This window comes from Microbulbifer mixtoriginis (SeqCode), from assembly GCF_052467705.1.
The window spans coordinates 892,184-909,814 of record NZ_CP174322.1; the positions used below are offsets into that span (position 1 = coordinate 892,184).

General features: G+C 50.3%; 30 protein-coding genes. 26 read left to right on the forward strand and 4 right to left on the reverse strand.

The window, feature by feature from the left end:
• The first annotated feature begins 11 nt into the window (after positions 1-11).
• The 26 genes from rplB (at position 12) to ACJJIB_RS04125 (ending at position 13,247) form a co-directional block, all read left to right on the forward strand.
• On the forward strand, positions 12-836 hold the full coding sequence (gene rplB, locus ACJJIB_RS04000; protein WP_020411387.1) for a 50S ribosomal protein L2: 825 nt from the start codon (positions 12-14) through the stop codon (positions 834-836).
• A 37-nt stretch (positions 837-873) separates the two neighbouring features.
• Complete coding sequence (gene rpsS / locus ACJJIB_RS04005; protein ID WP_020411388.1) at positions 874-1,152, forward strand: 30S ribosomal protein S19; 279 nt, start codon at positions 874-876, stop codon at positions 1,150-1,152.
• 15 nt (positions 1,153-1,167) lie between these two features.
• Positions 1,168-1,500, forward strand: a complete 333-nt coding sequence (gene rplV, locus ACJJIB_RS04010) for a 50S ribosomal protein L22 (protein WP_444887951.1) — start codon at positions 1,168-1,170, stop codon at positions 1,498-1,500.
• Positions 1,501-1,519: 19 nt separating this feature from the next.
• Positions 1,520-2,200: a 30S ribosomal protein S3 gene (gene rpsC, locus ACJJIB_RS04015; protein ID WP_444887952.1), complete on the forward strand. Its 681-nt coding sequence runs from the start codon at positions 1,520-1,522 to the stop codon at positions 2,198-2,200.
• A gap of 11 nt (positions 2,201-2,211) precedes the next feature.
• Positions 2,212-2,625, forward strand: a complete 414-nt coding sequence (gene rplP, locus ACJJIB_RS04020; protein WP_020411391.1) for a 50S ribosomal protein L16 — start codon at positions 2,212-2,214, stop codon at positions 2,623-2,625.
• Positions 2,625-2,816, forward strand: a complete 192-nt coding sequence (gene rpmC, locus ACJJIB_RS04025) for a 50S ribosomal protein L29 (protein ID WP_020411392.1) — start codon at positions 2,625-2,627, stop codon at positions 2,814-2,816. The genes rplP and rpmC overlap by 1 nt, the downstream gene beginning before the upstream one ends.
• Positions 2,817-2,818: 2 nt before the next feature.
• Positions 2,819-3,082 (forward strand): 30S ribosomal protein S17, encoded by a 264-nt coding sequence (rpsQ, locus tag ACJJIB_RS04030; protein WP_108731660.1) that lies wholly within the window; start codon positions 2,819-2,821, stop codon positions 3,080-3,082.
• A 46-nt stretch (positions 3,083-3,128) separates the two neighbouring features.
• Positions 3,129-3,497, forward strand: a complete 369-nt coding sequence (gene rplN, locus ACJJIB_RS04035; protein ID WP_067151032.1) for a 50S ribosomal protein L14 — start codon at positions 3,129-3,131, stop codon at positions 3,495-3,497.
• A gap of 20 nt (positions 3,498-3,517) precedes the next feature.
• Complete coding sequence (rplX, locus tag ACJJIB_RS04040; RefSeq protein ID WP_108731661.1) at positions 3,518-3,829, forward strand: 50S ribosomal protein L24; 312 nt, start codon at positions 3,518-3,520, stop codon at positions 3,827-3,829.
• Between the two features lie 31 nt (positions 3,830-3,860).
• Positions 3,861-4,400, forward strand: a complete 540-nt coding sequence (gene rplE / locus ACJJIB_RS04045; RefSeq protein ID WP_020411396.1) for a 50S ribosomal protein L5 — start codon at positions 3,861-3,863, stop codon at positions 4,398-4,400.
• Between the two features lie 9 nt (positions 4,401-4,409).
• The gene (rpsN, locus tag ACJJIB_RS04050; RefSeq protein WP_020411397.1) at positions 4,410-4,715 is read left to right on the forward strand and encodes a 30S ribosomal protein S14; all 306 of its coding nucleotides are present in this window, start codon (positions 4,410-4,412) and stop codon (positions 4,713-4,715) included.
• A gap of 40 nt (positions 4,716-4,755) precedes the next feature.
• Entirely contained in the window at positions 4,756-5,148 is a 393-nt protein-coding gene (gene rpsH / locus ACJJIB_RS04055; RefSeq protein WP_252084415.1) for a 30S ribosomal protein S8, read from the forward strand.
• 12 nt (positions 5,149-5,160) lie between these two features.
• Positions 5,161-5,694 carry a 50S ribosomal protein L6 gene (gene rplF, locus ACJJIB_RS04060; RefSeq protein ID WP_252084416.1) on the forward strand — a complete coding sequence of 178 codons (534 nt, stop codon included), beginning with the start codon at positions 5,161-5,163 and terminating at the stop codon, positions 5,692-5,694.
• Positions 5,695-5,707: 13 nt separating this feature from the next.
• Complete coding sequence (gene rplR, locus ACJJIB_RS04065) at positions 5,708-6,058, forward strand: 50S ribosomal protein L18 (RefSeq protein ID WP_252084417.1); 351 nt, start codon at positions 5,708-5,710, stop codon at positions 6,056-6,058.
• A gap of 10 nt (positions 6,059-6,068) precedes the next feature.
• Positions 6,069-6,575 (forward strand): 30S ribosomal protein S5, encoded by a 507-nt coding sequence (gene rpsE, locus ACJJIB_RS04070; RefSeq protein WP_252084418.1) that lies wholly within the window; start codon positions 6,069-6,071, stop codon positions 6,573-6,575.
• 38 nt (positions 6,576-6,613) lie between these two features.
• Positions 6,614-6,799: a 50S ribosomal protein L30 gene (rpmD, locus tag ACJJIB_RS04075; protein ID WP_020411402.1), complete on the forward strand. Its 186-nt coding sequence runs from the start codon at positions 6,614-6,616 to the stop codon at positions 6,797-6,799.
• Position 6,800: 1 nt separating this feature from the next.
• Positions 6,801-7,235, forward strand: a complete 435-nt coding sequence (rplO, locus tag ACJJIB_RS04080; RefSeq protein ID WP_020411403.1) for a 50S ribosomal protein L15 — start codon at positions 6,801-6,803, stop codon at positions 7,233-7,235.
• 11 nt (positions 7,236-7,246) lie between these two features.
• Entirely contained in the window at positions 7,247-8,593 is a 1,347-nt protein-coding gene (gene secY / locus ACJJIB_RS04085) for a preprotein translocase subunit SecY (RefSeq protein WP_444883684.1), read from the forward strand.
• Positions 8,594-8,634: 41 nt separating this feature from the next.
• On the forward strand, positions 8,635-8,751 hold the full coding sequence (rpmJ, locus tag ACJJIB_RS04090) for a 50S ribosomal protein L36 (RefSeq protein ID WP_010133825.1): 117 nt from the start codon (positions 8,635-8,637) through the stop codon (positions 8,749-8,751).
• Between the two features lie 346 nt (positions 8,752-9,097).
• A complete protein-coding gene (gene rpsM / locus ACJJIB_RS04095) occupies positions 9,098-9,454 on the forward strand; it encodes a 30S ribosomal protein S13 (protein ID WP_152451165.1) in 357 nt (118 codons plus the stop codon).
• 87 nt (positions 9,455-9,541) lie between these two features.
• Complete coding sequence (gene rpsK / locus ACJJIB_RS04100) at positions 9,542-9,931, forward strand: 30S ribosomal protein S11 (protein WP_020411406.1); 390 nt, start codon at positions 9,542-9,544, stop codon at positions 9,929-9,931.
• Between the two features lie 15 nt (positions 9,932-9,946).
• Positions 9,947-10,567, forward strand: coding sequence for a 30S ribosomal protein S4 (gene rpsD / locus ACJJIB_RS04105; protein ID WP_108731669.1), 621 nt, complete (start codon positions 9,947-9,949; stop codon positions 10,565-10,567).
• Between the two features lie 44 nt (positions 10,568-10,611).
• Entirely contained in the window at positions 10,612-11,616 is a 1,005-nt protein-coding gene (locus ACJJIB_RS04110; protein WP_252084420.1) for a DNA-directed RNA polymerase subunit alpha, read from the forward strand.
• Between the two features lie 123 nt (positions 11,617-11,739).
• Positions 11,740-12,126, forward strand: coding sequence for a 50S ribosomal protein L17 (gene rplQ / locus ACJJIB_RS04115; protein ID WP_152451171.1), 387 nt, complete (start codon positions 11,740-11,742; stop codon positions 12,124-12,126).
• A gap of 72 nt (positions 12,127-12,198) precedes the next feature.
• Positions 12,199-12,453: a YeaC family protein gene (locus ACJJIB_RS04120; RefSeq protein WP_444887953.1), complete on the forward strand. Its 255-nt coding sequence runs from the start codon at positions 12,199-12,201 to the stop codon at positions 12,451-12,453.
• A 158-nt stretch (positions 12,454-12,611) separates the two neighbouring features.
• On the forward strand, positions 12,612-13,247 hold the full coding sequence (locus ACJJIB_RS04125) for a hypothetical protein (protein ID WP_444887954.1): 636 nt from the start codon (positions 12,612-12,614) through the stop codon (positions 13,245-13,247).
• A gap of 52 nt (positions 13,248-13,299) precedes the next feature.
• Here ACJJIB_RS04125 and ACJJIB_RS04130 read toward each other — a convergent pair whose 3' ends face one another.
• The 4 genes from ACJJIB_RS04130 to pxpA all read right to left on the reverse strand — a co-directional run bounded on the left by ACJJIB_RS04130 (position 13,300) and on the right by pxpA (position 17,629).
• Positions 13,300-14,754, reverse strand: coding sequence for a pectin acetylesterase-family hydrolase (locus tag ACJJIB_RS04130; protein ID WP_444887955.1), 1,455 nt, complete (start codon positions 14,752-14,754; stop codon positions 13,300-13,302).
• 406 nt (positions 14,755-15,160) lie between these two features.
• Positions 15,161-16,138, reverse strand: coding sequence for a 5-oxoprolinase subunit C family protein (locus ACJJIB_RS04135; RefSeq protein ID WP_444887956.1), 978 nt, complete (start codon positions 16,136-16,138; stop codon positions 15,161-15,163).
• Between the two features lie 13 nt (positions 16,139-16,151).
• Entirely contained in the window at positions 16,152-16,883 is a 732-nt protein-coding gene (gene pxpB / locus ACJJIB_RS04140) for a 5-oxoprolinase subunit PxpB (protein ID WP_444887957.1), read from the reverse strand.
• Positions 16,880-17,629: a 5-oxoprolinase subunit PxpA gene (gene pxpA, locus ACJJIB_RS04145; RefSeq protein WP_444887958.1), complete on the reverse strand. Its 750-nt coding sequence runs from the start codon at positions 17,627-17,629 to the stop codon at positions 16,880-16,882. Before pxpA ends, pxpB begins: the two co-directional genes overlap by 4 nt.
• Between the last annotated feature and the right edge of the window lie 2 nt (positions 17,630-17,631).

The following is a 17,631-nucleotide window of genomic DNA, read 5'->3' on the forward strand; positions in this document are numbered from 1 at the left end:
GGACTGTTACAATGGCAATTGTAAAAACAAAACCGACCTCCGCCGGCCGTCGACACCTGGTTAAGGTTGTTAACCCCGACCTGCACAAGGGTGCTCCTTACGCTCCTCTTTTAGAGAGCAAGAGCAAAAGCGGTGGCCGTAACAACAACGGTCGTATCACCACTCGTCATATCGGCGGTGGTCACAAGCAGCACTACCGCGTAATCGACTTCAAGCGCAACAAAGACGGTATCCCCGCTAAAGTTGAGCGTCTGGAGTACGATCCCAACCGCAGCGCACATATCGCTCTGGTTTGTTACGCGGATGGTGAACGTCGTTACATTATCGCACCGAAAGGCCTTAAGGCTGGCGCCACCATTCAGTCCGGCGATGCCGCACCGATTGCTGTGGGCAACACCCTGCCTCTGCGCAACGTTCCGGTGGGTTCTGTAATTCACGGTATCGAGCTGAAGCCTGGTAAAGGCGCTCAGTTGGCCCGTTCTGCGGGTGCTTCTGTACAGCTGGTAGCCCGTGAAGGCCAGTACGCGACTATTCGTCTGCGTTCCGGCGAAATGCGCAAGGTTCTCGCTGAGTGCCGCGCAACCCTGGGTGAAGTGAGCAACTCCGAGCACAGCCTGCGCAAGCTGGGTAAAGCTGGTGCTGCACGCTGGCGTGGTGTTCGTCCTACCGTTCGCGGTGTGGCGATGAACCCGGTAGATCACCCGCACGGTGGTGGTGAAGGTCGTACCTCTGGTGGCCGTCACCCTGTTACTCCGTGGGGCGTTCCGACCAAGGGTAAGAAAACGCGCAAGAACAAGCGCACCGATAAGATGATTGTACGTCGTCGCGGCAAGTAAGCCGCGCGATGTCTGAGCAGCTAGAGAGGAATCGACAGTGCCACGCTCATTAAAAAAAGGTCCCTTTATTGATCTGCACTTGATCAAGAAGGTGGAGGCGGCGATTGAAGCAAACGATCGTCGACCGATTAAAACCTGGTCCCGCCGTTCCATGATTATGCCGGAAATGGTTGGACTGACGATTGCCGTTCACAACGGTCGTCAACACGTGCCCGTTTTGGTTAACGAAGAAATGGTTGGCCATAAACTGGGCGAGTTCGCTGCTACCCGCACTTACCGCGGTCACGCTGCGGACAAGAAAGCGAAGAAGCGCTAAGCCGAGGTTAAAAAGATGGAAGTAGCAGCAAAATTACGCGGCGCACGTCTATCGGCGCAAAAGGCGCGACTGGTAGCTGATCAGGTTCGCGGCAAAGGCGTTGAAGAAGCCCTGGATATTCTTGCATTTAGCAATAAAAAGGGTGCGGCGATCGTCAAGAAAGTACTGGAATCGGCCATTGCCAACGCTGAGCACAACGAAGGTGCTGACGTTGACGAGCTGAAGGTTTCCACAGTTTTTGTGGACGAAGGTATGACCATGAAGCGCATTAAACCGCGTGCGAAAGGTCGTGCAGATCGCATTCTTAAGCGTACTTGTCACATCACTGTGAAAGTGGCCGAGAAATAAGAGAGCAGGCGAGAAAACCATGGGACAAAAAGTACATCCTACCGGCATTCGTCTGGGTATCGTTAAAAAGCATACCTCTGTTTGGTATGCCGGCAGCGACGAGTACGCAGACAAGCTGTACACGGATCTGAAAGTTCGCGAATTTATTCGCAAAAAACTGGCCCACGCTTCTGTGAGCCGTATCGAGATCGAACGTCCGGCGAACACCGCTCGTGTGACTATTCACACTGCGCGTCCGGGTATCGTGATCGGTAAAAAAGGTGAAGACGTAGAACGTCTGCGCAACGACGTAAGTGCGCAGATGGGCGTACCTGTGCACATCGACATCGAAGAAGTGCGCAAGCCTGATATGGACGCCGCTCTGGTTGGCCAGAACGTTGCCCAGCAGCTGGAACGCCGCGTAATGTTCCGTCGCGCGATGAAGCGTGCCGTACAGAACGCTATGCGTCAGGGCGCTGAAGGTATCAAAATTCAGGTAAGTGGTCGTCTCGGTGGTGCGGAAATCGCACGTACCGAATGGTACCGCGAAGGTCGTGTGCCTCTGCACACCCTGCGTGCCAACATCGACTACGCCACTGCTGAAGCGATGACTACCTACGGCATCATCGGTATCAAGGTGTGGATCTTTAAAGGCGAAGTCATCGGTGACGAAATGCCCGATGAGAAGCCGGCTAAGACCCGCAAGAAAGCTGCTAAATAAGGGGTACGCAGATGCTGCAACCAAAGCGTACAAAATTCCGCAAGGTACAGAAGGGTCGCAACCGCGGTCTTTCTCAGCGCGGCTCTAAAGTGAGCTTTGGCGAGTTTGGCCTCAAGGCCATCGGTCGCGGTCGCATTACTGCGCGCCAGATCGAAGCGGCTCGTCGCGCAATGACTCGTCACGTTAAACGTGGCGGCAAAATCTGGATTCGCGTGTTTCCGGACAAGCCAATTACCAATAAGCCCCTCGAAGTCCGTATGGGTAAAGGTAAAGGTGGCGTTGAATACTGGGTAGCTCAGATCCAGCCGGGCAAAGTCCTCTATGAGATGGAGGGTGTGTCCGAGGAGCTGGCTCGTGAGGCTTTCGCACTTGCTGCGGCCAAGCTGCCTGTAAAAACAACTTTCGTTAAGCGTTCGGTGATGTAATGAAGACTGCAGATCTACGCGAAAAGTCAGTTGAAGAGCTGAACCAGGAACTGCTGAACCAGCTCGAAGCTCAATTCAAGCTTCGTATGCAAAAGTCCACCGGTCAGCTGGCTCAGACTCATCTGCTGAAGCAGACTCGTCGCGACATTGCTCGCATAAAGACTGTGTTGACCGAGAAGGCAGGTAACTAATCATGGCTGAAGCAAAACTGAAGCGTACTCTGACCGGTAAGGTCGTGAGTGACAAGATGGATAAAACCATCACCGTTTTGATCGAGCGCCGTGTTAAGCACCCGATCTACGGCAAAATTGTAAACAAGTCCACAAAGCTTAAGGCACATGACGAGAACAATGATTGCAGCATCGGCGATGTTGTGACCATCGAGGAATCTCGTCCGCTGTCCAAGAGCAAATCTTGGGCTTTGCAGAAAATTGTAGAGCGTGCGGCGAAGGTATAACCCCTAGCGCATTGACTGCCGAATTGAAAGGTTTCGGAGAGAGACAATGATTCAAGCGGAATCCTACTTAGAAGTAGCTGACAACAGTGGGGCTCGCCGCGTCATGTGCATCAAGGTGCTGGGCGGCTCCCATCGTCGTTATGCCGGCGTGGGCGACATTATTAAGGTAACCGTTAAGGAAGCCATTCCCCGCGGTAAAGTGAAGAAAGGTCAGGTAATGAACGCCGTTGTGGTTCGCACCAAAAAAGGTGTGCGTCGCGCGGACGGTTCCCTGATTAAATTTGACGATAACGCAGCGGTGCTGCTGAACCAGCAACTGGCGCCGGTTGGCACCCGTATTTTTGGTCCGGTAACTCGCGAATTGCGCGGTGAGAAGTTCATGAAGATCATCTCCCTCGCTCCCGAAGTTATCTAGGCCTCGAGCGGAGAAGAGTTATGCGCAAGATCAAGCGTGACGACGAAGTGATCGTTATCGCCGGTCGTGACAAGGGCAAACGTGGTTCAGTACGTAAAGTACTGAACGACGGCCGCCTGATTGTCTCCGGCATACAGATGATCAAAAAGCACCAAAAGCCAAACCCACAGATGGGTATTGCTGGTGGCATCGTTGAGAAAGAAGCTGCTATCCAAGCTTCCAACGTAGCCATCTTCAACCCTAACACCCAGAAGGCTGACCGGGTGGGCTTTAAAGTACTGGAAGACGGCACTAAGATTCGCGTCTTCAAATCCAGCGGCGAAGCCATCTAAGGCTCTTGACGCAAAAGCAGGTTGGTAGATCATGGCAAAGCTTAAAGAGCTCTACACTAAGGACCTCGTGGCCAAGCTAAAAGAAGAGCTTGGTCTCGAGAATGTGATGGCAGTGCCGCGCATCACCAAGATCACCATCAACATGGGTGTTGGTGAAGCGATTGGTGATAAGAAGGTGCTGGAGCACGCTGTCAACGATATGACAGCAATTACTGGTCAAAAGCCCATCGTTACTAAAGCGCGCAAGTCTATTGCGGGCTTTAAGATTCGCGACGGTTGGCCGATCGGCTGCAAGGTAACTCTGCGCGGTGAGCGCATGTATGAGTTCCTGGAGCGTTTGGTTGATATCGCGATTCCGCGTATCCGCGACTTCCGTGGCATTAGCCCGAAGCAGTTCGACGGCCGCGGTAACTTCTCTATGGGCGTGACTGAGCAAATCATCTTCCCGGAAATTGACTACGACAAAGTAGATAAGCTCCGCGGTCTGGATATTTGTATTACCACTACAGCTGCAAACGACGATCAAGGTCGTGCGCTGCTGAAAGCGTTCAACTTCCCTTTTAAGGGTTAAGAGGATTCCATGGCGAAGAAATCCATGATTGCGCGCGAAAACAAGCGCGCTCGAACCGCAGCTAAGTACGCCGAAAAGCGTCAAGAGCTGAAGGCGATCATCGCCAGTTCCACTGCTTCCGAAGAGGAGCAGTGGGAGGCTCAACTCAAGCTGCAGAAAATGCCGCGCGATGCAAGCCCGGTACGTCAGCAACGCCGCTGTCGTATTACTGGTCGCCCCCACGCTGTATACCGCAAGTTCGGCCTGTGCCGTAACAAGCTTCGCGAAGCTGCGATGCGTGGTGATGTTCCTGGCCTCGTGAAGTCCAGCTGGTAATTACCAGCTGGTTTAAGGCAGATTTGAGGAGTCTCATAAGATGAGTATGCAAGATCCGTTGGCAGATATGCTGACTCGCATCCGCAATGCCCTGGCACGCGGAAAGGCGGAAGTCACCCTGCCATCATCCAAACTGAAAGTAGCAGTGGCCAAAGTCCTGAAAGACGAAGGTTACGTTACTGATTTAAATGTAAGCGAAGGCGCAAAGCCGGAACTGACCATTGCTCTGAAATACTTCCAGGGCAAGCCGGTTATTGCCGAGCTGAATCGCGTTTCCCGTCCGGGCCTGCGCGCTTACACTGGTAAAAAAGCTCTGCCTACCGTACGCGGTGGCCTGGGTATCGCGATCGTTTCCACCTCTAATGGTGTGATGACTGATCGCGCTGCACGCCAGGCTGGTGTTGGTGGCGAAGTGCTTTGCACCGTATTCTAAGCGGGGGTTGCAATGTCTCGAGTAGCAAATAGTCCGGTAGTTCTCCCCGCAGGTGTTACCGTAGACCTGAAAGGTCAGAACATCGCTGTTAAAGGCGGTATCGGTAACCTGGATATGGTTATTCACGGTGATGTAGAAGTAAGCCAGGCTGAAAGCCAGCTGACTTTTGCCGCGCGCAATAACTCCAAACAGGCCAAAGCGCTGGCGGGTACTACCCGTGCTCTGGTCAATAACATGGTGATAGGCGTAAGCAAGGGCTTCGAGAAGAAGCTGCAGTTGCTGGGTGTTGGTTATCGTGCGAAAGCCGCCGGTAAAGCGGTTAACCTGACCCTGGGCTTCTCCCATCCGATCGATTATCAGTTGCCGGAAGGTGTGACTGCGGAAACGCCATCCCAGACTGAAATCGTACTTAAGAGCAGCAATAAACAGCTGCTGGGCCAAGTGGCCGCTGAGATCCGTGCGTTCCGTCCGCCGGAGCCCTACAAAGGTAAGGGTGTCCGTTATGCCGATGAACGCGTGTATCGCAAAGAGGCCAAGAAGAAGTAAATAGGGCATAGATATGAACGTTAAGAAAGCATCTCGCTTGCGTCGTGCACGTCGTGCCCGCGCCAAGATCCGTGAGCTGGGCGCCGTTCGCCTCACCGTGAACCGCACACCGCGTCACATTTACGCACAGATCCTGTCTGCCGAAGGCAATGCGGTATTGGCTTCTGCCTCTACCCTGGACAAGGACCTGCGCGAAGGTAAAACCGGTAACGTCGACGCCGCTTCTGCGGTTGGCAAACTGATCGCTGAGCGCGCGAAAGCCGCTGGCGTTGAAGAAGTTGCCTTCGATCGCAGTGGCTTCAAGTTCCATGGCCGTGTAAAGGCTCTGGCTGACGCTGCCCGCGAAGCCGGTCTGAAATTCTAAGGGTTGAGTTATGGCTAGAGAGAAAGACAAAAGCAACGACGAAGGCCTGCAGGAGAAGCTGGTCCAGGTCAACCGCGTTGCCAAGACTGTTAAAGGTGGTCGTATCTTCGCCTTTACCGCACTGACCGTAGTTGGCGACGGCAATGGTCGTGTCGGTTTCGGACGTGGCAAGGCGCGTGAAGTGCCTGTTGCGATCCAGAAAGCGATGGAAGCTGCACGCCGCAATATGATCCAGGTAGAGCTGAATGGTGACACCATCCAGTACGCTACCAATGGTCGCCACGGCGGTTCCAAGGTTTACATGCAGCCCGCCTCCCAGGGTACCGGTGTAATTGCCGGCGGTGCCATGCGCTCCGTACTGGAAATGGCTGGTGTACACAACGTACTGGCTAAGTGCTACGGCTCTACCAATCCGGTGAACGTAGTACGTGCAACTTTCAAAGCTCTGGATCAAATGCAGAGCCCGGAAGATGTAGCTGCCAAGCGCGGTAAATCAGTCGAAGAGATTCTGGGCTAATCACAGCCCAGATTTAAGGTTATTGGTGGGTTAAGACCATGGCTAAGAAGACCATTAAAGTCACCCAGACCAAAAGCATCAACGGACGCCTGAAAAGTCATCAGGCGTGCGTTGCGGGTCTGGGCCTGCGCCGCATCGGCCACACAGTGGAAGTGGAAGATACTCCTTCCGTGCGCGGCATGATCAACAAAGTAAACTACCTGGTTAAGGTTGAGGGGGAATAACATGCGTTTGAATGACCTGTCTCCCGCACAAGGCCACAAGCACAGCGCCAAGCGCGTTGGCCGTGGTATTGGTAGTGGTTTAGGTAAGACCGGTGGCCGCGGCCACAAAGGTCAAAAAGCGCGCTCCGGCGGCAGCGTTCGTCCGGGCTTCGAAGGCGGTCAGATGCCTTTGCAGAAGCGTCTGCCTAAGTACGGTTTCACCGCTCGTGTTTCTCGCTTCACCGCAGAAGTACGTCTGGCAGAGCTGGCCAAGGTAGAAAGTGACGTAATCGATTTGGCAGCGCTGAAGAATGCCGATATCATCGGCAGCCATATTAAACGCGCCAAAGTGTTTCTCTCAGGTGAGCTGACTAAAGCTGTAACCGTAAAGGGGCTGGGAGTGACCAAAGGCGCAAAGGCGGCTATCGAAGCTGCTGGCGGTAAAATAGAAGACTAATCGAGGCGCCAATGGCACGACCAGGATCCGGTGGAAATCCCCTGGGCAACAGCAAGGGATTGGGCGAGCTCTGGGCTCGCCTTCGTTTTCTGTTTCTAGCGATACTTGTTTATCGCTTGGGAACACATATTCCGGTGCCCGGCATTGATCCGGAAAAGCTGTCAAATCTGTTTAATCAGAATCAGGGAACCATCCTTGGTCTGTTTAACATGTTTTCAGGCGGCGCCCTGGAAAGGATGAGTATTCTGGCTCTGGGCATCATGCCCTACATCTCCGCATCCATCATTATGCAGTTGATGAGTGCGGTGACTCCCTCTCTGGAAGCATTGAAGAAAGAAGGGGAGGCCGGAAGGCGTAAGATCAACCAGTACACCCGTTATCTGACGGTGGTGTTGGCCCTGATTCAGGGCATCGGCATGACCTTTGGGTTGGCAGGGCAAAATCTGGCTTACTCATCTGAGCCTGCGTTTGGTTTTTACTTTGTGGCGGTAACGTCGCTGGTGACCGGTGCCGTATTCATGATGTGGCTCGGTGAGCAGATCACTGAGCGCGGTGTGGGCAACGGCATTTCCATGCTGATTTTTGCCGGTATCGTTGCTGGGTTACCCGGCGCTATCGGACAGGCGTTCGAGCAGGCCCGACAGGGTGAGTTGCATATTCTTATGCTGCTTATCATCGGTGTTATCGCTTTAGCTGTGGTGTTCTTTGTTGTAGTAATGGAGCGCGGTCAGCGCCGAATTACGATCAACCACGCTAGGCGACAAGCCGGTCGCTACTCCGCAGCACCAGCTGCGCAGGCGAGCCACCTGCCTCTGAAGGTGAATATGGCCGGTGTTATTCCGGTGATCTTCGCCAGCAGTATCCTGCTGTTCCCAGCGACGCTGGCACAGTGGTTTGGACAGGGTGGTGAAGGTGTCGGTGCCCAGATTCTGCAGTGGATGGCATTGCAGCTGGGGCCAGGGCAGCCGCTGAACATTATTCTGTTCGCACTGCTGATTGGTTTCTTCTGTTTCTTCTATACGGCGTTGATGTTCAACCCGAATGAAGTTGCAGATAACCTGAAAAAGTCTGGTGCCTATGTACCTGGTATTCGTCCAGGTGAGCAGACAGCCCGCTATATCGATAGTGTGTTGACCCGACTCACTCTGGTAGGTGCTGTGTATATCGCACTGGTATCCCTGCTGCCGCAGTTCCTGGTGGTTGGGTTTAACGTTCCCTTCTATCTGGGGGGTACCTCACTGCTGATCGTTGTAGTAGTAGTGATGGACTTTATGGCACAGGTACAATCGCATCTGTTGTCACACCAGTACGAGGGCTTGATGAAAAAAGCGAACCTGCAAGGCTACGGTCGTCGCTAGTGCGTCACCTGCTCGCAGTTTGATTGAATTGAGGTAAGGTCATGAAAGTACGCGCTTCTGTAAAAAAGATCTGCCGTAACTGCAAAATCGTGCGTCGCAAGGGCGTTCTGCGGGTAATCTGCAGCGCTGAGCCACGTCACAAGCAGCGTCAAGGCTAAGGGGCCAGCCCCTTACAGAGAGCGTCCGTTGGGCGCCTCTGTAAAAGCTGGAAAAATTCGCTATTTGTTACAGCCCCGTAATGAATGGCAACACCATAAAGAATTTCTTTGTGGTGGGAGGTCAGCCTAAAGGTTGGACCTCCGCTAGGGGGCGTTGACTGTCGTCCACATCCGCTGCGGGAGGCCGTGGTGGGCGTGGGCTATTGCAATTTGGTGTCTGAAAAGCTATTCTTGCGCGCCTTTTTGGTGGCGCCGTCGGTTTTTTAGTCGCTGTCAGCGCCGAAATCAAAGTAGAGTCACATACTTAATATAAAGCAGTGGCTCCCAATACGTGGAGTACGCCTCTATGGCACGTATTGCTGGTGTCAATGTACCAGACCACAAGCACGCCGTGATCTCCCTGACCCACATTTATGGGGTAGGTCTTACTACGGCTAAGTCTATTTTGGCAGCGGTTGGTATCGCTGAATCCACCAAAATCCGCGACCTGTCTGAAGAGCAGATCGAAACCATCCGCGGTGAAGTTGCAAAGCTTACCGTAGAAGGCGACCTGCGCCGTGAAGTATCCATGAACATCAAGCGTTTGATGGACCTGGGTTGCTATCGCGGTCTGCGTCACCGTCGCAGCTTGCCGCTGCGTGGTCAGCGCACCAAGACCAATGCTCGTACCCGTAAGGGTCCGCGCAAGCCGATTCGCAAGTAAGCCTTAATTGAGGCGCGAAATCGCGGTTCAAGATGCCCCGCCTGGCTAATCGCCGAGGGGTTTTGATACAGGATTTAGGATACTGGTATGGCTAAGCCAAAAACTACTGTTCGCAAAAAGGTCAAAAAGACCGTTGTCGACGGTATTGCCCACATCCACGCATCGTTCAACAACACGATCGTGACGATCACTGATCGCCAGGGTAATACCCTCAGCTGGGCCACCGCAGGTGGATCTGGCTTCCGTGGCTCACGTAAGAGCACCCCGTTTGCAGCCCAGGTTGCCGCTGAGCGCGCAGGTACTGCAGCTCAGGAATACGGCCTGAAAAACCTCGACGTAGAAGTGAAGGGCCCTGGCCCCGGTCGCGAATCCGCTGTTCGCGCACTGAACAACTGCGGCTACAAAATCACCAACATCACCGACGTGACGCCTATCCCGCATAACGGATGTCGTCCGCCCAAGAAACGTCGCGTGTAAGAGGGGGCTGATAGAATGGCACGTTATATTGGACCAAAATGTAAACTGTCCCGTCGTGAAGGGACTGACCTGCAGCTGAAGAGTGGTGTACGTCCGCACGACTCCAAGTGTCGCGCAGAATCTAAGCCCGGTCAGCATGGCGCTGGTCGCGGCCGTCTGTCCGACTACGGCATCCAGCTGCGTGAAAAGCAAAAAGTTCGTCGTATCTACGGCGTACTGGAAAAGCAGTTCCGTAACTACTATAAGGAAGCAGCACGTCTGAAGGGCGCTACAGGTGAAAACCTGCTGCAACTTCTCGAGCAGCGTCTGGACAACGTGGTTTACCGCATGGGCTTCGGCTCAACTCGCTCTGAAGCGCGTCAGCTGGTTTCCCACAAAGCAATTCTTGTAAACGGCACTACCGTTAATATCCCTTCTTTCCAAGTTAAAGAAGGCGACGTTATCGCTGTACGTGAGAAAGCCAAGAAGCAGCTGCGTATCCAGAATTCCGTTTCCCTCGCTGCCCAGCGTGGCGATGTCGAGTGGGTAGACGTAAACGCGAGCAAACTGGAAGGCACTTTTAAGCGCACTCCGGATCGTGTCGATCTGCCGGCAGAGATCAACGAAAACCTTATTGTGGAACTGTACTCCAAGTAACAATTAGTCCACTTTAAGGAATGCAACTGTAAACAGGTATGGCTATGCAGACTGCTGTCAACGAGTTTTTGACACCGCGTCGTATTGACGTCACCGAGTACAATCCGAATCACGCCAAAGTGGTTCTGGAGCCCCTGGAGCGTGGTTTCGGCCACACTCTTGGCAATGCGCTGCGTCGCATCCTGCTGTCCTCCATGCCGGGCTGCGCCGTCACCGAAGTAGAAATCGACGGTGTCGAGCACGAGTACAGCGCGATTGAAGGTGTGCAAGAAGATGTTATTGAAATCTTGCTCAACCTGAAAGAAATCGCGGTTGTTATGCACGGCAAAGATCAGGCGGTATTAAGCCTGAGCAAGAAGGGCCCGGGTGCAGTGACCGCTGGAGATATCCAGGTAGATCACGATATCGAGATTGTGAATCCTGAACACGTGATTGCCAATATCACAGGTGATGTAGAACTCAACCTGCGACTCACTGTTGCGCGTGGGCGTGGTTATCAGCCCGCCGACGCTCGCCGTGATGAGGAAGAGGAAAGCCGCGCGATTGGCCGTCTGCAGCTGGACGCATCTTACAGCCCGGTTCGCCGTGTATCTTACAGCGTGGAAAGCGCGCGTGTAGAGCAGCGTACCGATCTGGATAAGCTGGTTTTGGACCTGGAGACCAATGGTACTCTGGACCCAGAAGAAGCTATTCGTCGTGCAGCCACTATTCTGCAGCAACAGCTGGCAGTATTTGTGGACCTGGAAGGCGAGAAAGATGCGCAACCGAAGGCGGAAGAGCCCGAAGTTGATCCAGTATTGCTGCGCCCGGTTGACGACCTGGAACTCACCGTACGTTCGGCTAACTGTCTGAAAGCGGAAAACATCTACTACATCGGTGACCTGATTCAGCGCACTGAAGTAGAGCTGCTGAAGACTCCGAACCTTGGCAAGAAGTCTCTGACTGAAATCAAGGATGTACTGGCTTCCCGTGGTTTGTCACTGGGTATGCGTCTGGAAAACTGGCCACCGGCCAGCCTTAAAGGCGATAGCAAATTAAGCCCCCTGTAAGCATTTGGTAGTCGCGGCGATGTCGCGACTAGTAGAAAGAACCCGAGCGGTGCCACAGCTTAGCGCGACACCGCTCCAGAACGACCTGCTGAGACAGCAACTGTGGTCGTAAGGAATTGAGTCATGCGTCATCGCTATAGTGGCCGTAAATTCAGCCGTACCAGCGCTCACCGCAAGGCCATGTTCAAGAACATGACCGCTTCTCTGGTAGAGCACGAACTGATCAAAACTACACTGCCAAAAGCCAAGGAGCTGCGTCGCGTCGCCGAGCCGCTGATTACCCTGGCTAAGAAAGACAGTGTTGCCAACCGTCGTCTGGCTTTCGCTCGTATCCGTGATAAGGATGCTGTGCGCAAGTTGTTCGATGAGCTGGGTCCTCGTTACGAAGCCCGTCCAGGTGGATATATCCGTATCCTGAAGTGTGGTTTCCGCGCTGGTGACAAAGCACCGATGGCTTACGTTGAACTGGTGGATCGTCCACAAGTTGAAGACGAAGCTGCTGAAGCATAAGTTGCACTAGCAATTTTGCTACGGAAGGCCGGTCATAGACCGGCCTTTTTTGTATATACGGGAGAATTTTGTATGTCTTTTGAGCAGTTGTTAAATAATTTGAACCCGCAAATTGTTGCCAGCCTGCGGCGAGCAATTGAGTTGGGTAAATGGCCCAATGGTGTTGTGATTACTGCAGAGCAACGTAGTCTCTGTGCAGAGGCGGTTGCCAGCTGGGAGGCCCAAAATCTGCCTAAAGAGCAGCAGCTAGGCTATGTCGCACCAAAGACCTCCAAAGACCCCTGTTCTGCTAAAAAAGGTGATGAACAACCTTTGAGCTGGGTATAAGTCGCTTTAGCTGATTCTCTTACTTTCCAGCTGTTTAATAGATATTGGCGCATATCTCTTCAGCTGGGACGCCCTTCCCATTCATCCCCCCGCTTTTCTCTGCTTATATAGTTACCGACATAACGAAATATAAATTTAAATTTGCTCGGTAATTGGATATGAAAAAACTGATATTGCTTGCCGGTGCAGTAAGCCTAGCTGTTGTCGGCATTGATCATTACGATATTAATGTCAAAGAAAGTGTGGCGAGAGTGCAACAGTTTGTGCAGCCATTAAAGGAAAATAATGGGTTGGCACAGGATATCTCTGAAAAAATACCTTGGTCAGAGCTGGATACAACGGAGATGGTGGAACTACTGGACCATCCTAGGGTGAAGGCCTATCTCGATCGTGAGAAGTTAAAGCAGGAGTTAAAAGATTACTTTGCCGACCTTGGGAACTTATCCAGTGCTGAGGCCTGGGACGCAATTGAGCAGGTGGAGAGTGAGAAACGAGTAACGGGTTATGAAGCACTGTCGATGAAACTAGCCTGGTTAGAAAAAAATAGCCTTAACGAAGCCGATTTCAAGCAGCGCGCCGAAGAACTTTTTAATATTTATCGAGAAAAGGCTCAGTCAGTGATCAGCCGCTATGACCCACATACTCAAGTGCCAGGCTTCTCTACCTATAAAGATCTAGAGCGCTCTATTGTTGAAGAGGTTCAGCAAATGACATCTTTTCCCAATGGAATGAATAAGCAAGAATATTTGCGACAACGCTTACAGGAAGCTCGGGAAACAGTGTACGGTAGCTAATCAAATAACAGTGCTGCTGTTAGTCAGCAGCACTGTCTTCCGCTTAGCTCTCTTACATAAATAAGCCAATCAAGTCATAGAACCAATTACTGTTGTTATCAAAGTCAGATACTTTATCTGTCTCATAGGCGCGAATCATTCCACCACCGTTGTGGTTCACGATGTTGTTTAGGAAGTCCTCTAACTCCAATCCATGCTCAGCAATTTCACCGTACTTGAGGTCAATAATAGTGGTGCAGTGGCTCTCATTTAGGTTGCGAAACATTGGGAAGTAGTAGCCCCAATTACTGGTTTGATCCAAGAGTGGTATTAGATTTTCATGGGTGTCCTTTTGCCAGCGCTGGCGTAGTTTATCTAAACGAGAGTTGGCATCTGGGTCGTTGTAAATATCTTCGTAGAAGCGCTCATAGGAGTATGAAGAAAAGTTACCATCCGCCAGGAAGTGCGTGATACCCAGGCGATCTGTAGGGAATTTATCTGACAGTGCGCGGTATATCGAAGCCAACTGATTGCTGTCAAATCCTGGAGTAAAAGATTTTATCGCATTAATAGGGTTCTCTTCATTGGGATCCCCATCAGTTGTATAAGTAGTCCAGGAATGAAGCACTTCGTTGTGTAACGGTAAGGATGGGTATTGAGTGTTGTTTTCACTGTCCAGAGGCGCTTTGTAAAGCGGGCCGGAATCATCTATCAGATAGCCGTATTCGACATCCATATCCTCACGAAGCTTCGTGTAATTTAACAGAGCCCCTACGCTGCCTGCACTGCAACCAGCGGCAAGCATTTGCTTGGGTTTCTGCAAATTATTCTTTACCCATGAGGTTACTGCCTGCACATTGCGCAGGCCATTATGATGCCAAATTAGATCCGAATTCTGTCCAGTCTTATCCTTATATATCTCTGTCTTATCACCAACATAAATATCACCAGTGCAGTATGGAACGTAAACCATGTTCCACTCGCCAGTTTTATACTGGTTGTAAGGATGGTGAGTATAAATAAGGGGTGAAACACCTGCGGTAGTGAGATTATCGAAATTTGTGAAATCTAGGAGGTGTACATTACTGAGATAGTCATCAGGGATGCCATTAGGGTTGCGTGCCCCGCGAATACCAGCCTGGCCGGAGCAGCTTTCGTAGTCCCAACAGGCACCGCCACCTTCAAAATAAAAAATGGTATTGCTGGTATCGGGCACCCGATAAACAAAAAATTTATAGGGGGAGCCATTGCCACACATGGCGCCGGTACTGGCAGGAACATCTACTTTTTGCCAAGTATTAAAATCTTTAGGCTCGAAGTCATCGTTAAAGCTTGGGTCGTGCATGGTCAGAGGATACATCCCCTGAGCTTGCTGGGTAGAGACCGGTGCATCAGCGTTGGGAGGGTCAAAGAGGTGTTTGAGGGTTTTCCAAAAATTGTAATCACCTGGTTCTGCTTGTGCATATGAGGTGATAAGGAGTGAGCTGGCAATAAATGCCATAGTTAAACCACGGAGAATTTTTATCATTATTAATCCCCTTCCGGTAATTGGTGTTTTCTCTCTGGACCAGGCCGCATCGCGAACACAAGTTGTAGAAAATAACGTCACTTCAACGCTTGCAGTTAGCTAAGTAGGACACTCGTCCAAATCGCGCTTTAGGTAAAACCCAAGAAGACTAGTTAATAATGGACTTTTGGTCTAGCTAAAGACTAATTAAAACTACTAAGTCATGCTGGACCAATTGGTCTGACAGATTTCGTGAAAAATATTTTATTAAGTTTGGAGTGTCGATGGTTTTTGGAGTGCGCGTTGGTTGGTTTGGATAAATATTGCTTAGTCACAATGTGTGACCAGGCTGCTACATAAGGGGGCGACTTTCGTAGTTTAATTGTTTTTCTTACATAAAGTGAAAAATGTTAACCTAAGCCTTGCTTTAGAGGATGAAAGACTCATTATTTTCTGGTGCTAGATTATTTTTAAGGTTCTCAAGATACTTCATTTTTTTTAATAGTATCTCTCTTGCCTGTGCTTGATTGACTAGTTGAAAATTAATTTTATCCTGAGCCTTGAGTTGTCCTAATCTATGCAGGTCGGCTCGAATGATATGGGCAATACGAGGATATCCGCCGATAGTTTGCCCCTCAATAAAAGAAATAATGGGTTCGCCATTGTTAGGTATCTGAATACTGCCTGGGTAAAGTCCGGAGGAAATCATTTCATCCGAACTGTCCGTATTAGCTTTAGAGTCTACAATGATTGATGGGGATAGGCGAATCCCCATACGATTGCTCTGGGCGGATACTTGAAAGGTTTTTCTAAAAAAATTATTTAATGTTAACTCTGTAAATCGCTTTTTTTCTGGTCCGTAGATGACTCTCAAAAGTGGTCGAGATTGATAGCAGGGTTGTAGGCTTCGATCTATGTGAGCGGATTTTGCGATGCGAATATTTTTCAAATGAAAGCGTTCTTCGTAACTGATAGCCTTTCCTTTGTTGCCTCCAAAGTGACTGATTAAGTGTGTTGATACGCTGTTGAAAGCCTGGGGGGTAGAAATTTTGGCGGATAAGCCAATATATGCTCTGGTGCCACTTAGTAGTCGACCAAATTCTAAAATATCTCCCCGCTTAACTTTGATGACCTTGTAATTTTCTACAGTTATTTTATTTAACAGAACATTGAATTGTGCTCCTGTGATAGCTATTGAGATATCACATTCGAACCTAATAACTGGACCAGTTAACGTTAATTCCAATACAGGGTTGTTAAGGCAGTTACCCAATAGCAGATTGGCAAGTTGCATGGACAGGATGTCGGCTGCGCCTCCTTGGGGAATTCCACAGTGCATTAGACCTGGGCGTCCAAAGTCTTGAATGCTTGTTTGTAGTCCTGGACGAATAAAATAGATACTCATAGTTAGATCAGTTTCACATTATAGACTGATGAATATCGTCAAATTCTGCTTGATTGATCGAATAGAACTTAATGATATCTAATGGATCTGCAATAAATGGATGGCTGCTGTAGGGTTGGAATAATTGAATGGGAGTCTGGCCGATAATTTGCCACCCTCCTGGTGTGGCCTGTGGGTAAACTCCTGTTTGGCTGCCGCCGATGCCAACAGCTCCTGCAGGAATGCGCACCCGTGGATTTTTTTTGCGAGGACATTCCAGTCTAGGGTTGAGACCGCCGAGATACAAAAATCCGGGAGTAAAGCCCAACATATGTACGAGATAAGAGGGTGCTGTATGCAGCTTAATAATTTCTTTGCTGGATAAGCCAGTGTGTTTGCTCAATATTGAAATATCTGGAGCAAAAATTGATTCATAGCACACAGGAATGCGAATAGTACGGGGTTTTCGTGAGATGTTTTTGTGGGCTTTAAGGAAGTCTTGAATTGATTGTTGAACTTTCTGTGAGAGCATCTCGCTATCAGATATAGCAGGGTTAAAAATTATTGTCAGACATTGATAGGCAGGAATTAATTCAATAAAGTTATTAGGATTTTTGTTAAGGAGATATTCTTTAAGCCCAATAATATGACGGCTAAGGTTTTCACTTGGCTCTGAGTTGAAGCGGATATCTAACGCACTATCTCCATTTGGGTAAACACTAAAATGGAGCTTAGTTGAGTGGTTTCTTTGTTTGGAGGATGTCACGATTGTATGTTCAGGCCATGATGTTGTAGGTGCTTGACTAGTGCTTTTGCGATTTTTAGAGCGGCAGGATTGTCACCATGTAAACAAATCGTATCCACAGAGAATTTCAGCGGTGTGCCATAATAGCTTGTGAAGTCTGTACCCTTTGCCAATGCGACAGCTCGTTCTAGGCAGTTTTCAATATTATTTAGCACTGAGCCAGGTAGATTACGTGGGGCCAATTTGTCTTTGTTTAAGTAGTGCCTATCTATAAAACCCTCCCGATAAAAGGTGCACTGCTTCTCTATTGCCACAGACTCCATCGCACCGTTGGCTAAACCGATAATTTTCAGAGAGGGATACTCTTTGGCGAAGAGTGAGATAATTTCTTTAGCGAGTAACCTATCTGCTTCGGCATCGTTATATAAAGCGCCATGTAGTTTAACGTGATCCAGCAGTATACCTGCTTCAGTAGTCAGGGATTGCAGCTGATCGAGCTGTTGAAATAAGGAATCAAGTAATAGATTTATTGGGAGTTTGACAGACTTTCTTCCAAAATTTTCCCGGTCAGGATAGCCGGGGTGCGCTCCAATTTTTAAATGATGTTTTTGTGCGTTGAGAATGGAAAGGCGCATAATGTCCCGGTTTCCTGCGTGAGCGCCACAGGCGATATTGCAGCGGGAAATAAAGGGCATGATTTGCGTGTCCCTAATACAGCTTTTTAGATCGCTACCTTCACCCAGGTCACAGTTGATGTCTATGCGCATAA